At 63.0% G+C, this 17,504-nt stretch carries 16 protein-coding genes and 1 riboswitch; of the genes, 7 read left to right on the forward strand and 9 right to left on the reverse strand.

The window, feature by feature from the left end:
* Positions 1-204: 204 nt before the first annotated feature.
* Positions 205-395, forward strand: a riboswitch (yybP-ykoY riboswitch).
* A gap of 5 nt (positions 396-400) precedes the next feature.
* The 3 genes from AC1DS6_RS25560 (at position 401) to AC1DS6_RS25570 (ending at position 2,503) form a co-directional block, all read left to right on the forward strand.
* Positions 401-985, forward strand: a complete 585-nt coding sequence (locus tag AC1DS6_RS25560) for a TMEM165/GDT1 family protein (protein ID WP_441625822.1) — start codon at positions 401-403, stop codon at positions 983-985.
* A 218-nt stretch (positions 986-1,203) separates the two neighbouring features.
* On the forward strand, positions 1,204-2,031 hold the full coding sequence (locus AC1DS6_RS25565) for an AraC family transcriptional regulator (RefSeq protein ID WP_477103438.1): 828 nt from the start codon (positions 1,204-1,206) through the stop codon (positions 2,029-2,031).
* A 79-nt stretch (positions 2,032-2,110) separates the two neighbouring features.
* Positions 2,111-2,503: a cupin domain-containing protein gene (locus AC1DS6_RS25570; RefSeq protein ID WP_441625826.1), complete on the forward strand. Its 393-nt coding sequence runs from the start codon at positions 2,111-2,113 to the stop codon at positions 2,501-2,503.
* Between the two features lie 12 nt (positions 2,504-2,515).
* On the opposite strand, the gene AC1DS6_RS25575 is transcribed toward AC1DS6_RS25570, so the two are convergent.
* From AC1DS6_RS25575 to AC1DS6_RS25585, 3 genes are all read right to left on the reverse strand, one after another.
* Entirely contained in the window at positions 2,516-3,586 is a 1,071-nt protein-coding gene (locus tag AC1DS6_RS25575; RefSeq protein WP_441625828.1) for an MBL fold metallo-hydrolase, read from the reverse strand.
* 165 nt (positions 3,587-3,751) lie between these two features.
* The gene (locus AC1DS6_RS25580) at positions 3,752-5,407 is read right to left on the reverse strand and encodes an AMP-binding protein (RefSeq protein WP_477103439.1); all 1,656 of its coding nucleotides are present in this window, start codon (positions 5,405-5,407) and stop codon (positions 3,752-3,754) included.
* On the reverse strand, positions 5,404-6,378 hold the full coding sequence (locus AC1DS6_RS25585; protein WP_441625832.1) for a Bug family tripartite tricarboxylate transporter substrate binding protein: 975 nt from the start codon (positions 6,376-6,378) through the stop codon (positions 5,404-5,406). Before AC1DS6_RS25585 ends, AC1DS6_RS25580 begins: the two co-directional genes overlap by 4 nt.
* A 174-nt stretch (positions 6,379-6,552) precedes the next feature.
* Here AC1DS6_RS25585 and AC1DS6_RS25590 point away from each other — a divergent pair, with 174 nt between their 5' ends.
* Entirely contained in the window at positions 6,553-7,320 is a 768-nt protein-coding gene (locus AC1DS6_RS25590) for a FadR/GntR family transcriptional regulator (protein ID WP_045242159.1), read from the forward strand.
* A gap of 22 nt (positions 7,321-7,342) precedes the next feature.
* On the opposite strand, the gene AC1DS6_RS25595 is transcribed toward AC1DS6_RS25590, so the two are convergent.
* The gene (locus AC1DS6_RS25595) at positions 7,343-8,359 is read right to left on the reverse strand and encodes an AraC family transcriptional regulator (protein ID WP_441625835.1); all 1,017 of its coding nucleotides are present in this window, start codon (positions 8,357-8,359) and stop codon (positions 7,343-7,345) included.
* Between the two features lie 358 nt (positions 8,360-8,717).
* On the opposite strand from AC1DS6_RS25595, the gene AC1DS6_RS25600 reads away from it, so the two are divergent.
* A complete protein-coding gene (locus tag AC1DS6_RS25600) occupies positions 8,718-8,882 on the forward strand; it encodes a hypothetical protein (RefSeq protein ID WP_477103440.1) in 165 nt (54 codons plus the stop codon).
* A 64-nt stretch (positions 8,883-8,946) separates the two neighbouring features.
* On the forward strand, positions 8,947-9,780 hold the full coding sequence (locus AC1DS6_RS25605) for a class I SAM-dependent methyltransferase (RefSeq protein ID WP_477103441.1): 834 nt from the start codon (positions 8,947-8,949) through the stop codon (positions 9,778-9,780).
* Between the two features lie 99 nt (positions 9,781-9,879).
* On the opposite strand, the gene AC1DS6_RS25610 is transcribed toward AC1DS6_RS25605, so the two are convergent.
* Complete coding sequence (locus tag AC1DS6_RS25610; RefSeq protein ID WP_477103442.1) at positions 9,880-11,736, reverse strand: PhoX family protein; 1,857 nt, start codon at positions 11,734-11,736, stop codon at positions 9,880-9,882.
* Positions 11,737-11,926: 190 nt separating this feature from the next.
* On the opposite strand from AC1DS6_RS25610, the gene AC1DS6_RS25615 reads away from it, so the two are divergent.
* Positions 11,927-13,648, forward strand: a complete 1,722-nt coding sequence (locus tag AC1DS6_RS25615) for a dipeptidase (RefSeq protein WP_477103443.1) — start codon at positions 11,927-11,929, stop codon at positions 13,646-13,648.
* Positions 13,649-13,739: 91 nt separating this feature from the next.
* On the opposite strand, the gene AC1DS6_RS25620 is transcribed toward AC1DS6_RS25615, so the two are convergent.
* The 4 genes from AC1DS6_RS25620 to AC1DS6_RS25635 all read right to left on the reverse strand — a co-directional run bounded on the left by AC1DS6_RS25620 (position 13,740) and on the right by AC1DS6_RS25635 (position 17,368).
* Positions 13,740-15,494, reverse strand: coding sequence for a ShlB/FhaC/HecB family hemolysin secretion/activation protein (locus tag AC1DS6_RS25620; protein ID WP_441625845.1), 1,755 nt, complete (start codon positions 15,492-15,494; stop codon positions 13,740-13,742).
* Positions 15,495-15,656: 162 nt separating this feature from the next.
* Positions 15,657-16,112, reverse strand: coding sequence for a hypothetical protein (locus tag AC1DS6_RS25625; RefSeq protein WP_477103444.1), 456 nt, complete (start codon positions 16,110-16,112; stop codon positions 15,657-15,659).
* A gap of 306 nt (positions 16,113-16,418) precedes the next feature.
* On the reverse strand, positions 16,419-16,874 hold the full coding sequence (locus tag AC1DS6_RS25630) for a hypothetical protein (RefSeq protein ID WP_477103445.1): 456 nt from the start codon (positions 16,872-16,874) through the stop codon (positions 16,419-16,421).
* On the reverse strand, positions 16,871-17,368 hold the full coding sequence (locus AC1DS6_RS25635) for a hypothetical protein (protein ID WP_477103446.1): 498 nt from the start codon (positions 17,366-17,368) through the stop codon (positions 16,871-16,873). The genes AC1DS6_RS25630 and AC1DS6_RS25635 overlap by 4 nt, the downstream gene beginning before the upstream one ends.
* Positions 17,369-17,504: the final 136 nt, after the last annotated feature.

Consider the following 17,504-nt stretch of genomic DNA (forward strand, 5'->3'; position numbering starts at 1 on the left):
AATCGGTAGCGTCGGTAGCGTCGGTAGCGTCGGTATGGTCTGGCATGGCTGGAGCCTGGGTGACCCCAAAGCCCTATAGTATTGTTCGCGGCAAGGCTGTGCGTCAAAGGGCACCAGGCAGGGCACCAGGCGCCGATGCCAGCCGTGACAAACCTTTGATCGCCCGGCGCACCGGATCCCCGCCAGCACAGGCTTGTGCTATCATCTGCGCCGTCTTAGGGGAGTAGCTAGCCTCCAGTCCCCCTGGAGGAGCCGACGTCAACATACTTGGTACAAAAAACCATGGCGCCGGCAGCCTGATTGGCTCTGCGAGACCTTTGACTTTTCTGTCCACCAGCTGGGGCTGGCACTGGGCAGCGAAGTCATTGGTTCGTGTGTTGCCAGCCCCTTTGGATATCTCATGGAAGCACTCATTGCTTCATTCGGCATGGTCGCCCTGGCGGAAATGGGCGACAAGACTCAGCTCCTGTCCTTTCTCCTGGCGTCCCGGTTTCCCGGCAAGCAGTGGAGCATCATTGCGGGCATTTTCGTCGCAACCATCTTCAACCACCTCTTTGCCGCCGCGCTGGGCGACTGGGCTGCCTCGCACGTCAGCCCGGATGTGACGCGCTGGGTGCTGGGCATCGCTTTCCTCGGATTCGCCGCCTGGGCCCTGATCCCCGACAAGCTCGACGACGAAGGGAAAAACGGCAAGCAGGCCGGCGCCTTCGCCACCACCGTGGTGGCCTTCTTCCTCGCCGAAATGGGCGACAAGACCCAGTTCGCCACCATTGCGCTGGGTGCGCAGTACGCGAACCTGGGCATGGTCGTGGTCGGCACCACGCTGGGCATGATGGCGGCCAATGTGCCCGCGGTCCTGCTGGGCGATCGCCTGACCCGCATTATCCCGCTGAGCAAGATGCGCTTCGTCGCCGCGGCGCTGTTCGCCGTGTTCGGGATCCTGATCCTGTTCAAGGTGAACTTCGGCTTGAACCTGGGTACCTGAGCGGCAAACGCGCATCACCGGCCTGCACAAGACCGCGAACGCCGCAGAGCGGCCCGGGTTATCGGCCTCCCGCCGACCTTGGCGGCGCTGGCGGGCGGTGCCGGCAGCTTCGCCCTGCGGCTGCTGGCTGTGTGGCAAGATTGGCATCTGCCCAAGGTGCCGGTCTGGTGATCCCGCCGGGATGCCAGCGCCAGGGCAACCGCGAGGGATGAACCGACATGCGCATGAAAGACACACCCAGGGACTGGGTACTTCGCGCGCCGCAGCAAGGCCGGCTGGAGCGCATCGAAGCGTTCTTCTCGGGGCACGGCTACGATATGCATCGCCACGATACCTACGCCATCGGGCGCACGCTCTCCGGCGTGCAGCGCTTCCAGTATCGGGGCGGGCAGCGCAACAGCCTGCCCGGCGGGACCGTCGTGCTGCATCCCGATGAGCCCCATGACGGCGAGGCCGGTTCGGACGCTGGCTTCAAGTACCGGATCATGTATATCGAACCCGCGCTGATCCAGCAGGTGCTGGGCGGCAAGCCGCTCCCGTTCATCAAGGATGGCATATCCAGGGACCCGCGGCTGCGCGCGGCAACCGGTATCCTGCTCCAGGGCATGGACAGCCCAATCGATCCGCTGGAGGAAGACGACGCCTTGTTCGATCTTGCGCATGCGCTGGAAGCGGTATCCGGTGCGCCTGCCCGCCGCCAGGGCTACGACTACCAGGCCGCCGAGCGGGCGCGCGAGTATATCCACGGCGCGCTGCACCGCACGGTCACGCTGGGCGAACTGGAAGCGCACAGCGGACGAGACCGCTGGAGCCTGTCGCGCGATTTCCGCTTGCTGTACGGCACCAGCCCGTACCGCTACCTGACCATGCGCCGGCTCGACCAGGTCCGGTCGCTGCTGGTACGGGGCCAGTCGCTGGCCGATGCCGCCCTGGCCGCGGGATTCACGGACCAGAGCCATATGACGCGCCACTTCGGCAAGGCCTACGGCCTGTCGCCTGCGCGCTGGATGAACATGCAGGGCGTGGCCGCGCCCGCGGCTCGCTGAGGCTTGCACGATCATACAAGATTCCCCCCGTACGCCTTGCTAAGGTGAGCCCCCATGACAAGGCAAGGAGAGCAACGCCATGGACAACGATCTGGCAACCGCCACCGGTAAGTACCAAAGCCTGAATTTCGCGCAGAAACTCGGCCTGATCCACGAGCAGTGGACGCCGAAGGTGATCGCCGAGATGAACGACTACCAGTTCAAGCTGGTCAGGATCGAGGGCGATTTCATCTGGCACAGCCATGCCGATACCGATGAGACGTTCATCGTGCTGGAAGGGCAACTGCGCATCGATTTCCGCGATGGACAGGTACGGCTATCGGCAGGCGAGATGTTCGTGGTGCCCAGGGGCGTCGAGCACAAGCCCTTTGCCGAAACGGAGGTGAAGCTGCTGCTGATCGAACCCCGGGGCGTGGTGAATACCGGCGGCGAGGGCGGTGAGCGGACGGCGGTCAACGACGCCTGGATCTGACCGCCGCCGGACTCAGGCCTTGCGATACCGCGCGATGCCGTCCGGGCCCACTTCCATCACGGCCTCCCCCCGATGCACGAGGTAGTTCAGGTGGGCAATGCTCTCGCCAGTCGCCATGCCCAGCAATCCGGGCTCCCCGCCAATGGGGCGGGAGAACAGCTCGGCGAAGACATCCACCGCGCGCTTTGGCTCGGACAGCGCCTGGCGCAGCCGGTCGAGCGCCTGGCGCTGGCTGCGCTCCAGGTAATCGATGCGCGCATGCAGGCCGCGGAAAGGCTCGTTGTGCGCCGGCAGCACCAGTACATCGTCCGGGACTTCCCGGCGCAGCCTGGCAAGTGAGGCAAGCCAGTCGCCCATCGGGTCCGCGTCGGGCTCGGTGGGGAATACCGACACGTTGGAGGAGATGCGCGGCAGGATCTGGTCGCCGCTGATCAGGATCTTCAGCGTCTCGCTATAGAGGCAGGCGTGTTCGGGCGAGTGGCCGTTGCCGACGACAACCCGCCACTGGTGATCGCCAATCGCCAGGCTCTCACCGTCGCGCAGGCGCCGGTAGCTGTCGGGCAAGGCATGGACGTACTTGCCGAAGCCGCCGAAGCGCACACGGTATGCCTCGATGGCATTGTCGTCCCAGCCCGCGCGGCGATAGAAGCGCACGCCGTCCTCCGGCGCCTCGCGCCCCGTGTCCGCGGCGAGAACGCGGCAGTTCAGGTATTCCAGCCGGGTCATCCACAGGCGGCAACCGTGCTTGCGGGTCAGCCAGCCGGCCATGCCGATATGGTCCGGATGCATGTGCGTGACGAACAGCCGGGTCAGCCCGTCCGCCAGCGCCCCGCCCTGCGCGAAGAGATCGCGCCAGGCAGCGGCGGTCTCGCTGGTTTGCAATCCCGCGTCCACCCCCGCCCAGCCCGCGCCGTCGCGCACCGCCCAGAGGTTGATATGGCTCAGCGCGAATGGCATCGGCATGCGGATCCACAGCACGCCCGGTACGATTTCCCGCACGCTGCCCGGCGCCGGCGCGTCTCCGCATGGGTATTCGAGCACAGGCTTGCTCTCGGCCGAGGGGGTTAAACTCGCATCGCTCATGGGGTCTGATTCCTTGGTTCCGTGCGGACATGCGGGGCGTGCCGAGCGTTGTTGCACCTGCATGGGGCAAATAAGGGCCGTGCTTCTCGCATTCGACGTCGTGAGCGATTCTACCGAGGTCCGGCTGTTCGCGCAGCAGCACCGGCCGGCTGCGCAAACAGGCGTTCAGACGATGTGCTGCGGCGAACTGACCATGTTGTCCGTGCTGTCCGTGCCATCCGTGCCATCCGTGGTATTGGCATTGCCGTGCGCGTACATCGCCCGGATGGCCTTCTTGTCGAGCTTGCTGACGGCGGTCAGCGGCAGATTGGCTTCGAACACCACGGTCTTCGGCGCATTGACCACGCCCTTGCGCTCCGCCACAAAGGCAATCAGCTCCTGCGCGTTGGCGCTGCATCCCGGTTTCAGCACCACCACCGCCGTGACGGCTTCGCCCCACTTGGGATGGGGCAGGCCGATCACTGCCGACAGCGATACCGCGGGGTGCTGCGCCAGGCAGTTCTCGACCTCGCTGGAATAGACGTTGAAACCGCCCGAGATAATCATGTCCTTGGCGCGATCGACGATATACAGGTAGCCGTCGGCATCTTGCCTCGCCATGTCGCCGGTATGCAGCCAGTCGCCGGCAAGGGCTTTTTCGGTTTCCTCCGGCCGGTTCAGGTATTCATGCATGATCAGCGGCCCGCGCACGCATAGCTCGCCAACCTCGCCAGGGCCGACTTCCCGAAGGTTGGCATCGAGCAGCTTGACCTGGTTGCCGGGCAGCGGCCTTCCGCAGGAGCGCAACAGCTGGGGCCGCCGCGGGTCGTGCTCATGCCGCCGCAGATAGCTGATCGTCATCGGCGCCTCGGCTTGCCCGTAGATCTGGCAGAACACCGGACCCAGGCGCTGCACTGCCTGCGCGAGCCGTGCCTCGGCGATGGGCGCCGCGCCGTAGAGCACCATCTGCAGTGGCGAGAGATCGTATTGGTCCAGGGTCTCGCAATCGAGCAGACCGTAGATCTGGGTGGGCACCAGGAAGGTCGAACTGATGCGCTCCGCCACCACGGTTTGCAGGAAATCCTCCGGGCTGAACTTGCTCATGAAGAACAAGGTGCCCCCGCGCAGCAACACCGGCAGCATGATGGCGCCCGAAGCATGAGAGATCGGCGTCGCCGCCAGGAAGCGCGTTTCCGCCGGCCACTCCCAGCAAGCCAGCTGCTGCAGTGTCATGGTCACAGTAGTGCGCTGCCGGTGGATCACGCCCTTGGACTTGCCCGTGGTGCCGCCCGTATAGGAGATCTTGGAAATATCCTCGGGCTGGACGCGCAAGGGGAAATCGGCTCCATCGAACGCAGGCAGCGCAGCGTTGACATCGGCGCCGAACGAAGCCGGCCCCAGCGTCAGCACATGCTCGACCACGCCCAGCGCCGCCAGCGCGGCGCCGCGCTCGGCGAAGCGCGGCACGTCCACGATCAGGGCCTTGATGCCCGCGTCGCGCAAGGCAAACACGTGGTCGTCCTGCGCGGCGAGCGGATGCAGCGCGGTGTAGCGCAAGCCCATCAATTGCGCCGCGATGATCGCCACCACGGCGTCCGCCCGGTTGCCCGACAGCAGGCTGATGCCATCCTGGCGGCGCAGCCCGATCGACTCGAAGTACCGGACCATGCGATGGCACTGCGCTTCCAGCGCCTGATAGCTCAGGCGTACCCCGTCCCCCACGATCGCTTCGCGCTGCGCGAAGGATTTGAACGCCGAGCGGTAGAGCTCCGCCACCGTCGATCCCGCGTAGAGCGGCTCCCTGCCCTGCTGCATATCCTGCATCCCCTCACCCCTCGTCATTGCTTTTCTATCCCGGCCTGCGCGCCGATGGCCACCATCTTCCCGGAATCGGACTTCATCTCCTGGAGGAATGCCTCGGGCGTGCCGGTCTCCACACTGAACCCCATGGCTTCGAGTTTGGCCTTTATCTCCGGATTCTCCACGGCCTGCCTCAGCGCGCCGTTCAATCTGGCGATGACCGCATTCGGCGTACCCCTGGGTACCAGCATGCCGACATAGGGCTGGTCCTCGAAGCCCTTCAAACCCAGTTCGGTGAGCGTGGGCACCTCGGGCAGCGCGGCAAGCCGCTTGCGCCCGAATACCGCCAGCGGCTTGGTGGTACCACTATCAAGGAAGGGCTTTTGCGCCGCCAGGGTGTCCATCAGCATGTCGACACGGTTGCCGTTCAGGTCGTTCATCGCGGCCGGCACGCCGGCATAAGGCACCTTCAAGGTGTCGATCCGCGCCAGCTTGTTGATCCGTGCGTAGTAGAACTCATACGTGGAAGCCGTCACCGCCATGGATGTGCTGCCAGGCTTCTTGCTCTCCATCGCCACGACCTGCTCGAACTTGTCCGCGGCAAACCCCTTGCGCGCCACCAGCACCAGGTTCAGGTTCACCGCCTTGCCGACCGGCGCCAGGTCCCGCTCGAAATCCACGGCCGGGTTCTTGTACATGGCCCGGGCCACCACCAGGGGCATCCCGCCCATCAGCACCGTGTAGCCGTCGGCCGGGCTGCTCGCCACGGATTGCGCGCCGATGGCGCCATTTGCGCCCGGTTTGTTGACCACCATGACCGGCTGGCCCAGGGTCCCGCTCATGCGCTCGGCCAGGATCCGGGCCACGATGTCGTTGGCACCGCCCGATTGATAGACCACGACAAGTTTGATCGGCCGTTCGGGATAAGCCGCTGCCTTGGCATCGGCGTGGGCCGTACCGGACCACGGCAGCACGGCGGCGCACAGGGTGGCCAGTGCTTTGGCAATACGCATGTCTCCTCCTTCGTCTCACGCGTCAGCTTGACGCTGCTTCGCTCTGATTTATTGGTTGAACCATTCTACAAATCGCCATAGCATTGAACATACTGGAAAACCCGGAGCGGGATCGGCAAGGGTTTCGCGCCGCCGGCCTTCTACAATGCGGACTTCCTCCCGACGCCATCGAATATGACCAACGAGATTGACGCGCAAAGCCCCGCGACCCTGGCCGAAGCACCGGGCCCGCAGTTCAAGCCTGTCCAGGTACTGCGCGCGGCCGACGACATTGCGCGCCAGATCCGCCAGGAGATCACTTCCGGCCGCCTGCTGCCCGGGGCGAAACTGCCTGCGGAGCGCGCCCTGGCGGCGGAGCTGGGCGTTTCGCGCAACACCTTGCGCGAAGCGGTGCGCTCGCTGGAACAGGCCGGCCTGGTGCAACTCAAGAAGGGGGCTCACGGCGGCATCTTCATCACAGGCAACAATGGCGCGTCGGTCGCCATCGTAAGCGGCCTGCTCGACCTCTACCGCCTGGGCGGCATCGCGCCGCGGCACCTCACGCAGGCGCGCATCTGGGTGGAAGCCATTGTGATCCGGGAAGCCTGCCAGCGCGCCACGGCCAGTGACATCGCGGCCCTGAATGCCAACATCGACGCCGCGGTCGCGGCGGCCGAGTCAGGGGAGTTCGAGACCAAGGTCGCGCTTAACCACGAGTTCCATCGCATCCTGGCGCGCATGACCGACAACCCGATCATGATTGCCTTCATCAACGGCTTGATCGAGGTCCTGGTGGAATTCGTGATCCGGATCGGGCCGCACGACACCAGCTACATCTTTCCTTCGCGCCGCCGCTTCATGGCGCATTTCGAACGGGGCGATGCGGAGGCGGCGGTACAGGAGATGACCAGCGTGCTGGAGCAGTTCCAGGAAGCGTATTTTCCGAAGGAAATGGGCGGCTGAGGGTACCGCCGGGCCGTTGCGGCTATGCCAGTCCCGAGCGCTCGGCCGCGGGGACTGGCGCCGCCCCCTTTCCGCGGCACCGTCGCCAGCCTGCCGGCGGCTGGCCGAATTCGCGCTTGAACGCCCTATTGAAAGCCGCTTCCGACTCATAGCCGACGTGCTCCGCCACCGCGGCAACCGACTTGCCTCCGGTGAGGAGTTCCTGCGCCGCGATCTGCAGGCGCCAGTGCGCCAGATACTGCATCGGCGGTTGTCCCAGCAGGTCGGTGAAACGCTGCGCCAGCGCCGAGCGTGACAGCCCCGCGCTGCGCGCGAGCTCATCCACGGTCCAGTCATGGGCGGGCTGCGCGTGCATCATCGATAACGCCCGTCCGACGAAACGGTCGCGCACGCCGGCAAGCCATCCCTTCTTGTCCGCCGGCAATCCGTCGATACAGCGGCGCACCGCTTCGACAAAGAGCAGTTCCGACAACCTGGCAAGGACGATCTCGCTGCCGGCCCGCCAGTCCGCCGCCTCGGCCGTCGCGAACTGCAGCGAAGAGTCCAGCCAGGCGGAGCGTGGATCGTTGCGCATATCGACCTTGAAGATGCGTGGCAGCGCGGAAATCAGCGGATTGCTCAAGAGGTCGTTGCAAGCCAGGAATCCGCACACGAGACGCGTGCCGGTTCCGCCGCCGCCGTATGACAGCCTCATCACCTGGCGCGGCGCCGTCTCCAGTTGCATGGCCAGCAAAGGCCCCACCTGCACCGGGGACAGGTCGAGCACGCTGGCCATGATGTGCGACTCGCCTTGCGGCACCACCAGCAGTTCGCCGGCAGTGAGATGAATGGCCGACATGGGATCGTCCGCGAGGCGTGCCCAGCAGCTCCCTTCAGTGACCAGGTGGAACGACACGACACGCTCGGTGCGCGGCAGGAAGGCTTCGCACAGCGCCGCATCCGCTTCGCCAAGCACGCACCACGGCGCGGTGAATTCTCCGTTGAGATAGACCGCACCGCTCAGGCGGACAACGCGAAGTACGTCGGAAACGGCATCCATGAACAGGGTCCGTCAATTGGGTCCGTCAATTCCGGCGTCCCGCGCAAGAACGCTGGACGCCAGAGCATTCATCGAGACAGGCAACGTGGAGATACTACACCCACGCCCATCCGCGACAACACCTGTCTGGAGGGCATTCGCATGGATACCGCCGGGCAACCCCGCACCGGCAGGACGAGTGCAATCCATCCAGGAGACGCGATATGAGCGACGAGAAAACCCATGAGGGCGCCTGCTTTTGCGGTGCGGTGCGGTTCCGGTCAGCGGCGAGCCCGCCGGCATGGGCTATTGCCATTGCGAGTCCTGCCGGCGCTGGTCCGCAGGCCCCGTCAATGCGTTCACGCTATGGCATCCCGGCATGAGACTCACCGACGTGCACGCAGCCGTCATTCCCGGCTTTCCCTTCCGTCCCGGCATTCATGTGCACTATCAGGAAACGCACCTGCGCATCCAGGACGGCTTGCCGAAAATGAAGGACGTCCCCAAGGAAATGGGCGGCTCCGGCGTCGGCATGGCGGAGTAACGCGCCCGGCACGGCAAGCCCCGGCTCCCTGAATCCCAATCGCAAGACCATAAGGAGAACTGCCATGTCCGCAGTCCTTTCCAATCCCGCCCCCGTCATCGATCTCGCCGCGGTCAAGACCCGCCAGCAAGCCGCCTGGTCCGCTGGCAACTACGCGGTCGTGGGCACCACGCTGCAGATCGTCGGCGAGAACCTGTGCGAGGCGCTCGACCTGCGCTCCGGCGCGCGCGTGCTCGACGTCGCCGCCGGCAACGGCAATGCCACGCTGGCGGCCGCGCGCCGCTGGTGCGAAGTCACCTCCACCGACTATGTGCCCGCGCTGCTGGAAGCCGGCCGCGTGCGCGCACAGGCCGAGGGCCATACGATCAAATTCCAGGAAGCGGACGCCGAAAACCTACCGTTTCCCGACGCATCGTTCGACGTGGTGATGTCCACCTTTGGCGTGATGTTCACCCCCAACCAGGAACAGGCCGCGAGCGAGCTTGCCCGCGTCTGCAAACCCCGCGGCAAGATCGGACTGGCCAACTGGACGCCAGAGAGCTTCATCGGGCAGGTGTTCAAGACGATCGGCAAGTACATTCCGCCCGCGCCGGGCGTCAAATCGCCCGCGTTGTGGGGCACGACTGCGGCGCTCGATACCCTCTTCGGCGACACCGCGCGCGCGATCCACACGGCTACCCGCGAGTTCACTTTCCGCTATCACTCGCCAGCGCACTTTCTTGAGATCTTCCGTACCTACTACGGGCCGATGAACAAGGCCTTTGGTGCGCTCGACGCTGAAAAACAGGCTGCCTTTGAGCAGGATCTGCTGGCGTTGATAGGCAGCCGGAACCGTTCGGGGGATGGGACGCTGGTGCTGCCCAGCGAGTATCTTGAGGTGGTGATTGAACGGAATTGAGATCGCAAGACGAGGTCGCATCGCGAAGCGAAAGAGCCGCAGCCTTGAGGCTGCGGCCCGGCGTGCCGGCCAAGCCGGCACGGATCTGCGCGGCCGTCCCTACGCGCCGATCGGCTTGCCGTCCTTGTGACGGACCACGATGGTCGAAGACCTGGCAGGCTTGCTGGCGTCCGGCCATTTGTCGGTGGGATGCTGGATGTTGATAAAGAACGTGGTCAGGTCCGGCGTGTACGCAATGCCGGTGATCTCGCATCCGTGCGGGCCGACCAGGAAACGTTTGCACTCGCGGGTGTCCTGGTCGACGTAGTGCATGGAGTTGGCACCGAAGATGTTGGTGGTGCTTGCGCCGGTGCCGGCGTCGGTCTGCACCCAAAGGCGTCCCTTGGGATCCACGCGGATGCCGTCCGGGCTGGAGAAGGTGTTGCCGTTGATCGTGCCCTTCAGGTTATACGCGGCGATGGAGGGATCTCCCGCCAGCAGGAAAATCTCCCAGGTGAAGCTCGTGGCCAGCGGGGAATCGCCGGCTTCCTTCCATCGGATGATGTGCCCATGCGAGTTGTTCATGCGGGGGTTGGCCGCATCGGGCACCTTGCGGCCGCCGTTGTTGGTCAGCGTGCAGAACAGGGTTTTATCCGGCCCTACCGTGATCCACTCCGGCCGGTCCATCAGCGTGCCGCCAGCCACGCGCGCGGCAGCCTTGGTGTTGACCAGCACATCGGCCTGCGTGGTGAAATTGACAACCACCGGCGTCTGCGGGCCTTGCGTGGTATTGCCCGGATCGGTTGCGCCGGCCAGCAGGTTGTTCTTGCCCTGGGTCAGTTCGATCCATTGGCCGCCGCCGTCGGCATTGAACCTGGCGACATACAGCGTGCCCTCGTCGAGCAGGTTGAAATTGGCCTTGCGGTCGTTCGGATCGAAGGGTTTCGTAGGGACGAACTTGTAGATGCAGCCCGGCGTGCTGTCGTCGCCCATGTAGAACGCGACGCGATTGCCGGCGCCGGTCATGAACGCGGTGTTCTCGTGGTCGAAGCGGCCCATCGCGGTGCGCTTGGTCGGCGCGGCGAGCTGGTTCAGCGGATCGATCTCCACCACCCAGCCGTAGCCGATTTCCGGCTGGGTCGGGTCCAGGTAGTTGTCGGTGGTCTCCTCGCACGTCAGGTAAGTACCCCAGGGCGTATGGCCGCTCGAGCAATTGTTGAGCGTGCCGACTACGGTGCCACCCACGGCGCTTGCGGCGGGGCCGCTGACCTTGTACACCGTGTTGCCCGTATAGCGCTTGTTGTAGGCGGAGCCCTTCCTGACCTGCCACTTGCCGCCGGACAGTGCGATTTCGATGACCGACACGCCGACCGAGGACAGGGCGATCTTCTTCTGTTCGGCCGTTGCGGTCGCGGCATTGTAGGTGCCGCCGGGGAACAGGATGGCCGCGTCGAGCGTCTCGTGGTTGATCGCCAGCAGGCCGCCTTGCTGCGGGTCGACGCCCGGCAACGGGAAGAAGTGCATGCCGTCGTGGTTGCCACCGGCTTGCAACTCGGTCTCGGCCGACGTCTGGAAGGATCCGCTGTACCCCGGCGCACCGGCGACGACCGGGTCGCCGGCCGAGAACAGGACGTCATAGGCGTAGTTGGCCGGCAACGTCACGGTATCCGCTGTCACCTTGTCCGCCACCGGGGTAAAGCCGATCTTGTAGTCGAGCGGCTGCGCTGGCGTGGGTACCGGTGCCGGCGCGGGTGCCGGCGCGGGGGACGGCGTTGCTGCCGCGTCATCGCCGCCGCAGGCGGCAAGCAGGCCGCTCGTGCCGAATACGGACAGCAGCGACACGCTCAGGCCACCGCGCAACACAGTGCGGCGCGCCGGATTGGCGGCAACGATGTCTTCGAGCATCTGGCCCGGAACAGTGACTACGCCTTCGGCATCACGGCGCGGCGCGCGGGCCTTATCGGTAAGGTACGACATGCGTGGGGATCCTCTCGTCTGTGCGAAGCCGGCGAACCGGGGGATTTCGGTGCGCACGGGTTCGCGGTGCGCCGCCGATAGTAGAGAGGGAATATGACGTTGGCGTTACTGGATGTACCAACAAAGAGTCATTAAGCGTGCGAAAGTGGCCGACTCATGCGAACATCTCCGGTTTTTGGGATCCCTGCCCATGAAACGCCCGACGCTGCTCGCCTCGCTCGCCCTCCTCTCGCTGGCCCTGGGCCAGCCAGCCATCGCCGACACGCTCAAGAAGCCCGACCTCGACACCCTCGTCGCGGCCGTGCAGGCGAAGCCGCCGGCGAATTTCAACGCTTTCCTGGATGAAGCGGTCAGGGCCAATCCCAAGCTGGCGGGCAGTGTCGCCGCGTATCGCAAGCAGGCCGTGCTGAGCGGCGACGACCTGACCAATATCGGCCGCCTGCTCGGCGTGTACAACCGGCTCCACAACCAGCGAGCCGTGATCTCCGCCATCGAGCGCATGGTGGCCTTGCGCACCGTGCGCGACGACAAGATTCCCCAGCACGAGAACCCCGCCATCGTCTCGTTCGGCAAGCTGGTGGAAGGCATGGCAAAGGACTTCGGCCTGACCTTCCGCAACGTGGACAATCGCGTGTTCGAGGTCACGCTGCCGGGCCGGGGCAAGGAAGAATTCGGCTTGCTGACCCACGCCGACGTGGTGCCCGTGGTGGCGGACGAATGGGTGCTGGACGACGGCACCAGGCTCGACCCGTTCAAGGTCACGCGCGTTGGCGACTATCTCTACGGCCGCGGCACCATCGATGACAAGGGCTCGATCGCCACGGTGCTGTACGCGATGAAGACCGTGAAGGAGAGCGGCCTGAAGCTCGACCGCACCATCCGCCTGATGATCGAGACCACCGAGGAAACCGGCGGCGACGGCATGAAATACTACCGCGAGCACACCTCGCTGCCCGAGTACAACATCGTGCTCGACAGCAAATACCCCGCCGTTGTGGCGGAGAAGGGATCGGGCAGCCTGAAAGTGTTCTTCCCCGTGCAGGCCACCGATGGCAAGACCACCGCCATCGTCGCCATGAGCGGCGCGGCGGCCGCCAACGCCGTGCCGCAGACCGCCAGCGCGCAGCTCAAGGGCGGCGATCTCGGCGCAGCCCGTGCGCGGCTTGAAGCGGCGCGCGCCGGCTTTATCGGAAAGTACGCGGCGCAGGGCAAGTTCACGATCGATATCAGCCAGGGCGCCGACAGCGTGGACGTCAAGGTCACCGGTACTTCCGCCCATGGCTCGCGCCCCGAGGAAGGCGTGAACCCCCTGCCCCGCCTGACACTGTTCCTGCAGGAATCCGGGATCGCGCTGGCCGACAACCACTACGCCAGGGCGGCAAAGTACCTCAACGACCTGTACGGCACCGGCTACCTGGGCGAGAAAATGGGCGTGGCCTACAAGGACGATTTCATGGGGCCGCTCACGATGTCGCCCAACCTGGTCCGCGAGAAGGACGGCCAGCTGGAAGTCACCGCCAACGTGCGCATGCCGCGCGGCAACACGCCGCAGGCGCTGTCCAGGGCGGTGGCCGACAAGATCAACGCCTGGGCCGGTGCCAACCACGAGAAGGTGACGATCAGCCACGAGCAAGGCGACTGGATGGCGCGCGACCCCAAGGGCGCGTGGCTGGCCACCCTGCTCAATATCTTCGGCGATACCACGGGGCTCGAATCCAGACCCGTGCCCACCGCCGGCAGCACCACGGCCAAGCTGATGCCGAACGCCATCAACTTCGGCCCGGCCATGCCCGGCAAGAAGTACACCGCGCACAACGCCAAGGAGTACAAGGAAGTCTCCGACCTCGACCTGGATATGCAGATGTTTACCGAAATGCTGATCCGGATCGGCGACCTGAAGACGATGCAGTAAGGTGTGACGTGGTTATGAGGGAGGGAAGGCGTTATGGATAGCGAGGCGCTTTCTCTCCCGTCTTTCACTCCCCGCGCCCGCCCCGCCCGCTTTAGTACTGATAAACAAGCTGCAACCCCGCCGCCACTCCCGCCGTATGGAACGCCGCCGGCTTATAGACCGGCGTGCCCAGGAACAAGTCATACGACACCGCGCCCAGCGTGGAACCCAACCCACCGCGCATCCCGATCACCGCACCAGCCAGCTGTGTACCAATCAGCCCCTCGGTGGCAGGCCCAAACACCCGTCCATAGTCCAGCCCCGCATACAGCGCCTGCCCGCTCCCGCCCAGTGGCGCCTGCAGTTCGTTACGCCAATAAAAGCCACGCTCACCCGCCAGCAGGCTTTCGCCGTCGAAGCCGCGCACGGTGTAGCGGCTGCCGATGGTCAGTGCGTCGATGTAGTACAGACGGTCGTTGGTGAATTGCCCGCGAACGGTGGTGACGTAGCGCAGCGCCTGCCCGGCCACCTTGAACGGCACCGACAGATTGGCATCCAGCACCGCCATGCGGTAGCGCCAGGTGGGGCCACCGAACGCAGCCAGCGTATCAGGCTGCGCACCAAGGCCCGCCGCGCCCTGCCGGTAGACCAGGCTGCCGTCGAACTGCGCCGCGCCGAAGTAGTGGCGATCGGTAATGCCCACCTCCACCACCGTGTTGTTGCGCCGCTGCTGCTCGATCTCGGTATCTTCGATAAAGCTCTTGCCGAAGCGCTTCGACAGACGGAACTGCACGCCGAGCACATCGTTCTGGCTGCGGCTGATTACCCGCTGCAACTTGAAATCCACCGTCTGCGAATTGCCGCTGGAGACAAAGGTCTGGTTGACCCCTGCAATCTGCTGGTAGTAGGTGCTCGAATACGCCGACACCGTGCCGGTCCAGTAGCCCCACGGCACCGAATAGAAACCGTTCCAGCCGTGGGTACCGTGGCTCCGGTCGCCAAAGCCCAGATCCTGGCTGTAGCCCACATTGAACAGATCGTTCAGGCCCAGCGGATTGTCAATGCCCACGCTCAGGTTGCCCTGCAGCTTGCCGGTGGATTGCGTGCCCGAGTTGTCCATCGACGCCACCACCGTCCACGGCCTGGTCCGCCTGACCGCGATCACCACATCGCTCTGACCCGGTACGCTGGTGGGCACAACCTGCATGTCCACATCCTGGCTGGTCACGCGCTTCATCTGTTCCAGGCCTTGCTCCAGGTCGCGCAGGTTCAGCAGATCGCCGGGGCGTGTGGGGAACGCGCTCTTCCAGGTGCCCCAGAGATCCGGCTGGGCAAAGCGCAACTGCCCGATCACGCCGGGGATCAGCGCCATGCGCAGCGTGCCGGTGCTCAGGTCCTGCTCGGGGAGCAATACGCGTGTGGTGACATAGCCTTGGCCAAGGATGACTTGCAATATGCCCTTGGCGAGCAAGTCCACACCTTGCTTGCCGATGCAGGCGCCCTGGTAGTGATCGAGCCAGGCGCGGGCGAAGGCGAACGGGTCCTGCGGCAACGCCGACGCGCCGCGCGCGTGCAGTGCCGGTGGCAACTCCGCCGGCACTTCGAGTACAAAGCGCTCAATGCGGAAACAGGGTTGCTCGGCCGGGAGTTCGGGAAACCCCTCTGCTGACGGCTGCGCTGCCCGCACGCTCGGCGCCTGGACGGCCTGGGCGCGTTCGCGGGCTTCCTGCTGCTGGCGTACGCGTTGTTGTTGTTCGGCGCCGGAGAGGATGGCGGCCTGAGCTGGATTTGCGGGGGTGACCTGGGCACGCAAGGACGTGTCGGTGTAACCCGCGCCACCTGCCAGTGTGAGCATGGTGGCGACCATTTTTCTTCTGATCTGCATAAAAGCGCTTATGGCGTGAGCGGGGCTCACGCTGTGTCGGTTTTTGCTCGCGTCCGCGGCCTCTCCATGAATGCCACAGCCGCCTCACGATCTTGCCCAACTATTCGAGCAACATCTCCCGATAGGTTTTTTGAAAATTTTTCTTCATGATTGGCGTGATGGCTCATCCTTTTCCAGGATGTGAAGCTCAAATTTCTGAGCCTCAATGGCAATAGATACAGATGAAGGAAATCCGTGCAAACTTCCTTCAAAATCGTACTTTATTGCCCCCTCATTTCCAGATCCCTCATAATGAAAAATGACAGGTTCACGCCATACTGTTTTGCCATTTTCCAACTCCCATTGCTTAACACTAAATTTAAAAATCTTTACCCCATAAAAAGCAAGAATGCAATGCCCAACAAAACCATCATCATTTCTTCTAGAAAAAAACCCTCCAATTTCCGGATCAACATCTAGCCAATGGTTGACATAAATTTTCGCAGTCGAGTTCTCAAATACATGCGCCCCATACTGGCAGTTATATGTCTCAATCTGAGGCCAGCAATTTTCTATTATTTTCATAATTAAATTATTTTTTTCAAAAATAATTGATTGCATCGAATCAGTTGCAAATAGATCTTTGCAAACATCAGCCTCATTCCTAATATCACCACCCGACACTGACATCCCACCCCGATCAATTCCCAGCCGTTACTCGATGGACGACAGCCCACGCCAACCATTTGCAATGAATATCGAATGAATTACCAAATTATAACGAACGCACATTTCAAATATTATGAATTTATTGCCAGCAAGTGCTCTGCTTCCTGGTTGTATATCACTTCCACCACCTCATTTGCATGGCGATAGAATTCATCGCCTCCTATCGAGATTAAAGATCACTCTTTCCTCAGCATAACTTCAGACAGACGCCTCGAAGTTGCCAATCGTCACAAATACCTCCTCCATTTCCCGGTCAACCACTACCTTAGCCAGTCTAAAACTCTTTCCAAATTCGATCTCAAGCTTGCTATTCCATATAGCAACAATCAGATCAGCAATCTGCTGTGCAGCGTCAACTTTGACCCCATAAAATATCGATGTAATCTCAATTTGATTTACCCAAGGTTGAGCTTTCTCTGCGGAATATCCGCGACTCACATATTCATCGTAAGCTGATTTATTGAATTCCTCCGAGATGAATATGACCTCCCCTATCTTAAAAAACGACGGCCAAAGCAGCCCAGCCATACAAAGATAAAAATCGTCAGGCAATTTCGTAAACTTGCTTATGGCGTGAATGTAATCAGCGGGAGTAAAACCCTTTTCTGGGTTGACCGCAACAAACTGCTCATAGGTCCATTTACTTTTCGTCATTTCTGCTTTCCTCCGGGAATTTCGTCCGGTCTTGCCGGGCGCACTCGCCCCTTGTCAATGAAGACGGTTCCGTCAGGCGCCACATTGGCACCCGCTTCCTTGACGTTTGGTCGCGGGATACCGCCATGGTCCTGACCCGAACCGCGATACTGCTTCCATGTGCCATCGTCATTGTATGACGTGTATTGACCGTCAATCCCCGGTCTTTCAATAATGGAATGGGGCCGGCCGTCAGTTTCCTGTAGTGGAGCGGGTGGCTTATTTCGCGACTTGTCTCCGCCAGACATGGGCAGGATGGAGTCGGCGATATTATTTGCGCCTTCCAGTACCGGCGTGAAAATCGGCTTTGCAACCCCGGTAACGATGCAATCCACCCAAGATAAGCCGCCAAATAAAATCGCATTTTGCGCCGAGGACACTTGACAGGTGACGAGGTTCGAGCGGCCGCCGCCCTGCTTGCGCTGGCTGTTTAGCGCAAGCAGGGCGGCGGCCAATAGAGGATCATTTCTCGATCTTCGCTTGGCTCTGATGCCCCTGTCCGATCTGTTCGCTACGCTTACCCAATATCTGCACACCCAGGTCTTTCGCGATCTGGCCCGTCATCCCGAACATCCGGCCGCATTCACCCGT

The organism is Cupriavidus sp. 05L310, from assembly GCF_056398185.1.

What these genes read in the sequence shown, in the direction of transcription:
- AC1DS6_RS25570 (WP_441625826.1), top strand. Translation starts at nt 2,111, where the DNA reads ATGGACAACGATCTGGCAACCGCCACCGGTAAGTACCAAAGCCTGAAT.
- AC1DS6_RS25585 (WP_441625832.1), bottom strand. Translation starts at nt 6,378, where the DNA reads ATGCGTATTGCCAAAGCACTGGCCACCCTGTGCGCCGCCGTGCTGCCG.
- AC1DS6_RS25595 (WP_441625835.1), bottom strand. Translation starts at nt 8,359, where the DNA reads ATGGATGCCGTTTCCGACGTACTTCGCGTTGTCCGCCTGAGCGGTGCG.
- AC1DS6_RS25630 (WP_477103445.1), bottom strand. Translation starts at nt 16,874, where the DNA reads ATGACGAAAAGTAAATGGACCTATGAGCAGTTTGTTGCGGTCAACCCA.
- AC1DS6_RS25620 (WP_441625845.1), bottom strand. Translation starts at nt 15,494, where the DNA reads ATGGTCGCCACCATGCTCACACTGGCAGGTGGCGCGGGTTACACCGAC.
- AC1DS6_RS25610 (WP_477103442.1), bottom strand. Translation starts at nt 11,736, where the DNA reads ATGTCGTACCTTACCGATAAGGCCCGCGCGCCGCGCCGTGATGCCGAA.
- AC1DS6_RS25590 (WP_045242159.1), top strand. Translation starts at nt 6,553, where the DNA reads ATGACCAACGAGATTGACGCGCAAAGCCCCGCGACCCTGGCCGAAGCA.
- AC1DS6_RS25615 (WP_477103443.1), top strand. Translation starts at nt 11,927, where the DNA reads ATGAAACGCCCGACGCTGCTCGCCTCGCTCGCCCTCCTCTCGCTGGCC.
- AC1DS6_RS25605 (WP_477103441.1), top strand. Translation starts at nt 8,947, where the DNA reads ATGTCCGCAGTCCTTTCCAATCCCGCCCCCGTCATCGATCTCGCCGCG.
- AC1DS6_RS25560 (WP_441625822.1), top strand. Translation starts at nt 401, where the DNA reads ATGGAAGCACTCATTGCTTCATTCGGCATGGTCGCCCTGGCGGAAATG.
- AC1DS6_RS25565 (WP_477103438.1), top strand. Translation starts at nt 1,204, where the DNA reads ATGCGCATGAAAGACACACCCAGGGACTGGGTACTTCGCGCGCCGCAG.
- AC1DS6_RS25575 (WP_441625828.1), bottom strand. Translation starts at nt 3,586, where the DNA reads ATGAGCGATGCGAGTTTAACCCCCTCGGCCGAGAGCAAGCCTGTGCTC.
- AC1DS6_RS25580 (WP_477103439.1), bottom strand. Translation starts at nt 5,407, where the DNA reads ATGACGAGGGGTGAGGGGATGCAGGATATGCAGCAGGGCAGGGAGCCG.
- AC1DS6_RS25625 (WP_477103444.1), bottom strand. Translation starts at nt 16,112, where the DNA reads ATGCAATCAATTATTTTTGAAAAAAATAATTTAATTATGAAAATAATA.
- AC1DS6_RS25600 (WP_477103440.1), top strand. Translation starts at nt 8,718, where the DNA reads ATGAGACTCACCGACGTGCACGCAGCCGTCATTCCCGGCTTTCCCTTC.